Annotated in this window: 9 protein-coding genes; 6 read left to right on the plus strand and 3 right to left on the minus strand. The window is 62.3% G+C overall.

The genetic code is table 11. The features are described from left to right. Positions 1-248 precede the first annotated feature (248 nt). On the plus strand, positions 249-671 hold the full coding sequence (locus ACREC7_RS14910) for a BA14K family protein (RefSeq protein WP_431556480.1): 423 nt from the start codon (positions 249-251) through the stop codon (positions 669-671). Positions 672-895: 224 nt separating this feature from the next. Then, positions 896-1,837, plus strand: coding sequence for a fatty acid desaturase family protein (locus tag ACREC7_RS14915; protein ID WP_431556481.1), 942 nt, complete (start codon positions 896-898; stop codon positions 1,835-1,837). A 149-nt stretch (positions 1,838-1,986) separates the two neighbouring features. Here ACREC7_RS14915 and ACREC7_RS14920 read toward each other — a convergent pair whose 3' ends face one another. Next, on the minus strand, positions 1,987-2,256 hold the full coding sequence (locus ACREC7_RS14920) for an usg protein (RefSeq protein WP_431556482.1): 270 nt from the start codon (positions 2,254-2,256) through the stop codon (positions 1,987-1,989). Positions 2,257-2,495: 239 nt separating this feature from the next. Here ACREC7_RS14920 and groES point away from each other — a divergent pair, with 239 nt between their 5' ends. Then, the gene (gene groES / locus ACREC7_RS14925) at positions 2,496-2,810 is read left to right on the plus strand and encodes a co-chaperone GroES (protein WP_431556483.1); all 315 of its coding nucleotides are present in this window, start codon (positions 2,496-2,498) and stop codon (positions 2,808-2,810) included. A gap of 136 nt (positions 2,811-2,946) precedes the next feature. Next, entirely contained in the window at positions 2,947-4,584 is a 1,638-nt protein-coding gene (gene groL / locus ACREC7_RS14930) for a chaperonin GroEL (protein ID WP_431556484.1), read from the plus strand. Positions 4,585-4,736: 152 nt separating this feature from the next. On the opposite strand, the gene ACREC7_RS14935 is transcribed toward groL, so the two are convergent. Both ACREC7_RS14935 and ACREC7_RS14940 read right to left on the minus strand, forming a co-directional pair. Beyond that, positions 4,737-5,021, minus strand: coding sequence for a helix-turn-helix domain-containing protein (locus ACREC7_RS14935; RefSeq protein WP_431556485.1), 285 nt, complete (start codon positions 5,019-5,021; stop codon positions 4,737-4,739). Further along, positions 5,018-5,344, minus strand: a complete 327-nt coding sequence (locus tag ACREC7_RS14940) for a type II toxin-antitoxin system RelE/ParE family toxin (RefSeq protein WP_431556486.1) — start codon at positions 5,342-5,344, stop codon at positions 5,018-5,020. The genes ACREC7_RS14935 and ACREC7_RS14940 overlap by 4 nt, the downstream gene beginning before the upstream one ends. A gap of 127 nt (positions 5,345-5,471) precedes the next feature. Here ACREC7_RS14940 and ACREC7_RS14945 point away from each other — a divergent pair, with 127 nt between their 5' ends. After that, positions 5,472-6,308 (plus strand): DUF72 domain-containing protein, encoded by an 837-nt coding sequence (locus tag ACREC7_RS14945; protein ID WP_431556487.1) that lies wholly within the window; start codon positions 5,472-5,474, stop codon positions 6,306-6,308. Positions 6,309-6,426: 118 nt separating this feature from the next. Further along, on the plus strand, positions 6,427-6,868 hold a 442-nt coding region (locus ACREC7_RS14950; RefSeq protein ID WP_431556488.1), incomplete at its 3' end, for a hypothetical protein.

Below are 6,868 nucleotides of genomic sequence, written 5' to 3' on the forward strand. Positions count from 1 at the left end.
GGGTTAGGGAGGGGGTTTTTTCAAAGAGACGCGGCTTCGCCGCTCACCCCCCTCCGCTCGCGTCAAAAACGCGAGCGTGCTCCCCCACAAGGGGGGAGCGGAAGCAAGGTGCACATCGATGGCTTTGGCAAGCCACTTTGGCGGCCCTATTTCGCCGCAAAAACGCGCTTAGCTGAGCCTCCCAAACCTCCCTACGAATCGAGCCCGCCCGCAGACTAAAGCGGGCCGATAAGCCAAGGACGAATTCAATGACGAGAACATTCATGAAGGCCCTCGCCGTCGCCGCCATTATGGGGCTAAGCGCCCTCATCCTCCCCGCGCCGGCTGAAGCCGGCCATGGCTGGGGCGGTCATGGCTGGGGCGGCCACGGCTGGGACAGCCACGGCTGGGACGGCCACTGGCGTGGCGGCGGCTGGGGCTGGGGCGGCCCGGGCTATTGGGGCGCCGGCCTCATTGGCCTCGGCGTTGGTGCCGCCGTCGGCGCTGCCCTTACCGCCCCGGCCTATGTCGGCCCGCCGCCTCCGGGCCCCTACGCGCCGGTCGCCGGCGCCTATGGGCCGCCAGCCTGGTCGCCCGAATGGTACACCTATTGCGCCCAGCGCTACCGCAGCTTCAATTCGCATACCGGTTACTTCACCGGCTATGACGGGCAGCCCTATTTCTGCCAGTAGAGCGACGCCGGACATCTATTGAGGGCCCGCCGGGACGGTTCGATCCGCTGCCGGAGGGCCCTTTTGCTTTTTGACGGGGCATTTGCCCCTGCGGCAACTCGGCCGAGTTTGCGGCTTGAACGCGAAGCGGCCGAAGGGCAAAATTCATCACTTCCGGGGATGAGTCTCGCGGCGGGCAACGCTCGCCGCGGGTGTTTGTGTGACTGAAGCTGAGGACCGGAAGCATGAGCATGACGACTGAAGCAGCCGCTGTACCCGCGGGAACCATGGCGGAGGCCCCGCGCGACCTGCCCAATGTCCCGGCCGACCGCCAGGCGCTCGGCCTGGTGAAGCCTTATCTCGGCAGGGTGGCCTGGCCCACCGTGTTCGTCGCCATCGGTATCGTCGCGGCGTTTGTCACCGTGACCACGCTTGGCGCCATGCACATCATCCCGCTCTGGCTCGGGCTGATCCTCAACAGCTTCATTCTCTATCTCGACCAGACGCCGCTGCACGAGGCTTGCCATGGCAACATCGCCGGCAAGGACTCAAAGATGCTGTGGCTCAATCATACGGTCGGCTATGTGTGCGGCGCGATCCTACTGCATGAGTACAAAGCCTTCCGCTACATGCACCTTGCGCATCATCGCGACACCAATAATGCGGATCTCGATCCTGACAATTGGGTGGCGGTGGAGGGTCCGTTCAAGGTGCTCTGGCGCTGCCTCACCATCACCTTCTGGTATAACCAGTATTTCTGGAAGCACATCGCCTTCCACGCCCACATTCCCGGCATGCGCCCGCTCACCATTCACATTGCGGTCGTGTACCTAATCCTCTATTCCATCGCCTTCTGGCTGTCGGTGTTCGGCTGGTGGCGCGAGGTGCTGGCGCTGTGGATCGTGCCGCACATCCTTGCCTCGGCGCTCATCATCTACTTCTTCGCCTACCTCACCCACAAGCCGCATGAGGTGCATGAGCGCTATCGCGACACCAACGTGTTCTGGGTGAAGGGAAGGATCATGGAGCCGATCGTCAACTGGCTATACATGTTCCAGAACTTCCACCTCATCCATCACCTCTTCCCGCGGATTCCGTTCTACCTCTATCCGAACGCCTTCCGCTCGCTGAAGCCGGTGCTGGAAAAAGAACGCGCCCACATCTACGAATACGAGTTCGGGCGTTAGCACCGCTCGATCCTGCCCACTTCGTCATTGCCGGGCTTGACCCGGCAATCCATTCCGTCAACGCATCGGCGCTCGGAGAGGTAACTGCATGGATGCCCGGATCAAGTCCGGGCATGACGGGCTTTGGGAATTGCGTGCCGACGTCCTATCTAATGCAGCATGAGCTCGCCGCGGACGAAGTTGAACTCCGTGGGCGAGATCAGCCCGCGATGGGCCACCCGTACGCGATAGAGCGGGCCGTCGAGATTGGCCTCCCAGAAATCGAGAAAGTCGGTGAGCTTGGGAAAGCGCGGCGCGACATCGTAGTCCTGCCAGATATAGCTCTGCAGCAGCACGCGATGATCCGGAAGGCGATAGATGATCTCAGCCGTGGTCAGAGCGAAGCCTTCGAGCTGCCGAAGGAAAGCCGTGTCGGTCATGGACCCCCTGCGTGTCGTCTGTTCTTGCCCCGCCTGAAATCCTAGCCGTGCCGGCGATTCGGGTCCAGGGTGATTCCCGAGACAAATCAGCGCTCTAGCAGCAAATGCGATCGTCTGCTAACGCCTTAGCACTCAGGCCTTGAAAGTGCTAATATGTCTCGCTAAATACCGCGGCGGGGGAGCATCACAAGGCACCCCAAGCGCAAATTTCCCAAAGTTTCCCGAGGAGGAGGTTCATCATGAAGTTTCGTCCGTTGCACGATCGTGTGGTCGTACGCCGTATCGAGGAGGACGATCGTACCAAAGGCGGCATCATCATCCCCGATACCGCGAAGGAAAAGCCGCAGCAGGGCGAGGTTGTCGCCGTCGGCCCCGGCGCCCCCGATGAGAAGGGCAAGGTCCAGCCACTCGACGTGAAACCGGGCGACCGCGTGCTGTTCGGCAAGTGGTCCGGCACCGAGGTCAAGCTCGACGGCGAGGAGCTGTTGATCATGAAGGAGAGCGATATCCTCGGTGTGCTCGAAGGCGTCGTCGCCAAGAAGAAGGCCGCCTAACAACAATCCTCTTCCTGAGGAGCGCCCGCAGGGCGCATCTCGAAGGATGAGACCCCCCGCGAATTCGAAGCTCACCCTTCGAGATGCCGGCTGAGCCGGCCCCTCGGGGTGAAGCCCCACCAATGGAGTTTGGACCATGGCTGCCAAAGAAGTGAAATTTGGACAGGACGCCCGCGAGCGCATGCTCCACGGCGTCGACGTCTTGGCCAATGCGGTCAAGGTGACGCTCGGCCCCAAGGGCCGCAACGTCGTGCTCGAGAAGTCGTTCGGCGCCCCCCGCATCACCAAGGACGGCGTAACAGTGGCGAAGGAGATCGAGCTCGAGGACAAGTTCGAGAATATGGGTGCGCAGATGGTGCGCGAGGTGGCGTCCAAGACCTCCGACACCGCCGGCGACGGCACCACCACCGCGACCCTGCTCGCGCAGGCCATCGTCAAGGAAGGTGCGAAGTCGGTCGCGGCAGGTGCGAACCCGATGGATCTGAAGCGTGGCGTCGACATAGCGGTCACTGCCGTCCTCGACGAGCTGAAGGCCAGAGCCAAGAAGGTCACTTCCAGCGAGGAGATCGCGCAAGTTGGCACCATCTCAGCCAATGGCGACCACGAGATCGGCGCCATGATCGCCAAGGCCATGCAGAAGGTCGGCAATGACGGCGTGATTACCGTCGAGGAGGCGAAGAGCCTCGAGACCGAGCTCGAAGTGGTCGAGGGCATGCAGTTCGACCGCGGCTACATTTCCCCCTACTTCATTACCGACGCCGACAAGATGCGCGTCGAGCTCGAGGCTCCCTACATTCTCATCTACGAGAAGAAGCTCTCCAACATGCAGTCGCTGCTTCCCCTGCTCGAGCAGGTGGTGCAGGGCGGCAAGCCGATCCTGGTCATTGCCGAGGACGTCGAAGGCGAGGCTCTCGCCACGCTCGTGGTCAATAAGCTGCGCGGCGGGCTGAAGGTCGCCGCGGTCAAGGCGCCTGGCTTCGGCGATCGCCGCAAGGCCATGCTCCAGGACATCGCCGTTCTGACCAACGGTCAGGTGATCTCGGAAGACCTCGGCATCAAGCTCGAGAACGTCACTCTCGACATGCTCGGCAAGGCCAAGAAGGTGGTCATCACCAAGGATGACACGACCATCGTCGGCGGCGCCGGCAAGAAGCCGGAAATCGAGGCGCGCGTCGCCCAGATCCGGCAGCAGATCGAGGACACCACCTCGGATTATGACAGCGAGAAGCTCCAGGAGCGTCTGGCCAAGCTCGCCGGCGGCGTTGCCGTGATCAAGGTCGGCGGCGTCACCGAGATGGAGGTCAAGGAGAAGAAGGACCGCGTCGACGATGCTCTGAATGCCACGCGGGCCGCGGTCGAGGAAGGCATTCTGCCCGGTGGCGGCGTGGCGTTGATTCGCGCGCAATCGGCACTCGTCAAGCTGAAGACCGCCAATGACGACCAGCAGGTCGGCATCAACATCGTCCGCCGCGCGCTTCAGGCGCCGGCCCGGCAGATCGCCGAGAATGCCGGCGAAGACGGCGCCGTGGTCGTCGGTAAGATCACGGACAAGAACGACTATGCCTTCGGCTACAACGCCGCGACCGGCGAATACGGCAATCTGGTGAAGCAGGGCGTCATCGACCCGGCCAAGGTCGTGCGCACCGCGCTGCAGGATGCTGCGTCGGTCGCGGGTCTGCTCATCACCACCGAGGCGATGGTCGCCGAGAAGCCGAAGAAGTCGGCCCCCCCGATGCCTGGTGGTGGTGGTGGCATGGGTGGCATGGACTTCTAGGAAGTCCATTCGCCCAAACATCTTGACTGCCGAAGCCGGCAAGCCGGCTTCGGTGGCGGCATGGACGTCTGGTCAGTCCCTGTTGCGTTCAATCGTAAACGAAGGGCCGTGTCCGCAAGGTACGGCCCTTTATATTTTTGCGTAGGGGCGCCTCACACCAGCTCCATCTTGAGCTGGCGGCCGACAGCTTGAGCCGCGCGCGTGAGCGTGCCGAGAGTCACCGATTCATTCTCCGGGTCGAGGAGGCGATCGAGCTGCGCGCGACTCGTCTGCATTCTTCTAGCCAATTCTGACTTGGTCAGACCCTGCTTCTGCATGAGTCCCGAAAGCTGGCGAGCAAGAACCCGCTTGATCGCACGCGCAGTTACCTCTTCGTAGATACCTTCGTCCTTGAGAAACTTGTCGAAAGACGAACCGATACGGCCCTTCTTGGTCATGTCACTTCCTTCATGCGCTTTAGTGCGAGATCGCGATCGGCCTTCGGTGTCTTCTGCGTCGTCTTCATAAATGCGTGCAGCAACACCATTTGGCCGTCATGCGCGCAAAACAACACGCGACCGATGCGTCCACGGCTCAACTGACTTCTTACCTCCCAAAGACCGTAGCCGAGTGAGCGGCAAAGCGGCATCCCGATCGGCCAAGAGAACTCGACGTCTTTGATGTCTTCGCCGACCGTCTTTCGGTCGATGGCATCGAGCGATTTCAGCCATTCGCGAACTGGCTCACGTCCGGAGGGGAGCGCATAGAAGGCGGCAGGCAATCGCTTCAAGGGTTACTCTTTTATAAGTACCAAATTCGGTACAAGTAGACAAGAGCCTCAAAAAGACATCGCAAGACTATAAAGAACGTTTCTCCTTGGCTTAAGCATCCCCGGCGATGGCCCCAGAATGGTACAACGACAAAAAGGTCAACAACTAGAAGCAGGCCGCATTCGCGTCGGCGTCGGCGGCTGGAGCTATGCGCCGTGGCGCGGGGTGTTTTACCCCAAGGGACTGAAGCAGGGTGACGAGCTCAGCTACGCCACGAGCAAGCTCACCTCGATCGAGATCAACGCCACCCACTATCGGCTGCAAAGCCCGAAGAGCTTCCGCATTTGGGGAGCGACCGCGCCTGACGGTTTCGTGTTCTCGGTCAAAGGTCCGCGCATCGTCACCCAGCAGAAGGCGCTCGCCGAGACCGGCAACTTCATCGCCCGCTTTCTCAAGTCAGGGCTGGCCGAACTCGGCGACAAGCTTGGGCCGATCCTCTGGCAGTTTGCGCCCTTCAAGCGTTTCGACGAGGACGATTTCGGCAAGTTTCTCGATTTGTTGCCAAGCGATCTCGAGGGGCTCAAGCTCGATCACGTCGTCGAGGTTCGCCATGCGAGCTTCGCCACGCCGCGTTTCGCCGAGCTCGCGCGCGACGCGGGCGTTACCATCGCCTATGTCGACGCTGAGGGCTGGCCGAACATCGCCGACCTTACCGGAGACGTCGTCTATGCCCGGCTGCAAAGAGGCGATGACGCGCTCGTCGCCGCCTATCCCCCGGGCGCGCTCGACGCCTGGGCGGGCCGCGCCAAGACCTGGGCGAAAGGCAACGCTCCCGACGGCCTGCCGCTCCTTGCCGGAGCCGGAGCATCGAAGCCTCGCCCGCGCGACGTGTTCGTGTACTTCATCCACGAAGGCAAGCTGCGCGCTCCTGCCGCAGCCATGGCCCTGATCGAGCGTCTCGGCGCCCGCGCCTAGCCCCCGCGTCTAAATGCCCCGGCGCCGATTGCGCGGCTCGCGCGTTTAGCCCCCATATCGATGTCACGGTCGGCCGATCCGGCCGACCGCCTCCGCAGTCTGATGTCAGGAGGCAGCCATGTCAGACCGTATTCCTAGCGCGCAACACAGCGGCCATGGCGCAAGCGCCGAAGATCGGCAGCACATCACCGATACGGCGCCGGAGCCTTCGTCGCGCAGGGCTGAAACCAGCGTCCATCCCGTCGCCATCGAGGTCGCCCTCGCCGCCGCCCTTTGGTTCATTGCCGTGACATGGGTGAGCTTCGCGCGCGGCGCTGAAGTTGACTGGGACCTCGTCGTCGTCACGCTGTTCTTCATCTTCTTCTTCGCGCTGTTCCTGTTCACAGCGTCTCGTGGATTGAAGGACCCGCGCTGGCGTCAGCGCAACACGAGCTTCCGCGAGTTTCTCGACAGCGAGGTGGAAACCGCCACCGGGCCGATGCGCGGCCGCGAGGTTCTGTTGGAGATCGCCGTCATGCCGGTCGCGCTCGCTTTCGCCGCGACGGTGATCGGCCTCATCT

The organism is Methyloceanibacter sp., assembly GCF_050728395.1.
In the GTDB taxonomy this organism is placed as follows: domain Bacteria; phylum Pseudomonadota; class Alphaproteobacteria; order Rhizobiales; family Methyloligellaceae; genus Methyloceanibacter.

Bases quoted from the DNA above. Each gene is read 5' to 3' on its own strand.
- ACREC7_RS14910 (WP_431556480.1), top strand. From the start codon at position 249: ATGACGAGAACATTCATGAAGGCCCTCGCCGTCGCCGCCATTATGGGG.
- ACREC7_RS14915 (WP_431556481.1), top strand. From the start codon at position 896: ATGAGCATGACGACTGAAGCAGCCGCTGTACCCGCGGGAACCATGGCG.
- ACREC7_RS14920 (WP_431556482.1), bottom strand. From the start codon at position 2,256: ATGACCGACACGGCTTTCCTTCGGCAGCTCGAAGGCTTCGCTCTGACC.
- groES (WP_431556483.1), top strand. From the start codon at position 2,496: ATGAAGTTTCGTCCGTTGCACGATCGTGTGGTCGTACGCCGTATCGAG.
- groL (WP_431556484.1), top strand. From the start codon at position 2,947: ATGGCTGCCAAAGAAGTGAAATTTGGACAGGACGCCCGCGAGCGCATG.
- ACREC7_RS14935 (WP_431556485.1), bottom strand. From the start codon at position 5,021: ATGACCAAGAAGGGCCGTATCGGTTCGTCTTTCGACAAGTTTCTCAAG.
- ACREC7_RS14945 (WP_431556487.1), top strand. From the start codon at position 5,472: ATGGTACAACGACAAAAAGGTCAACAACTAGAAGCAGGCCGCATTCGC.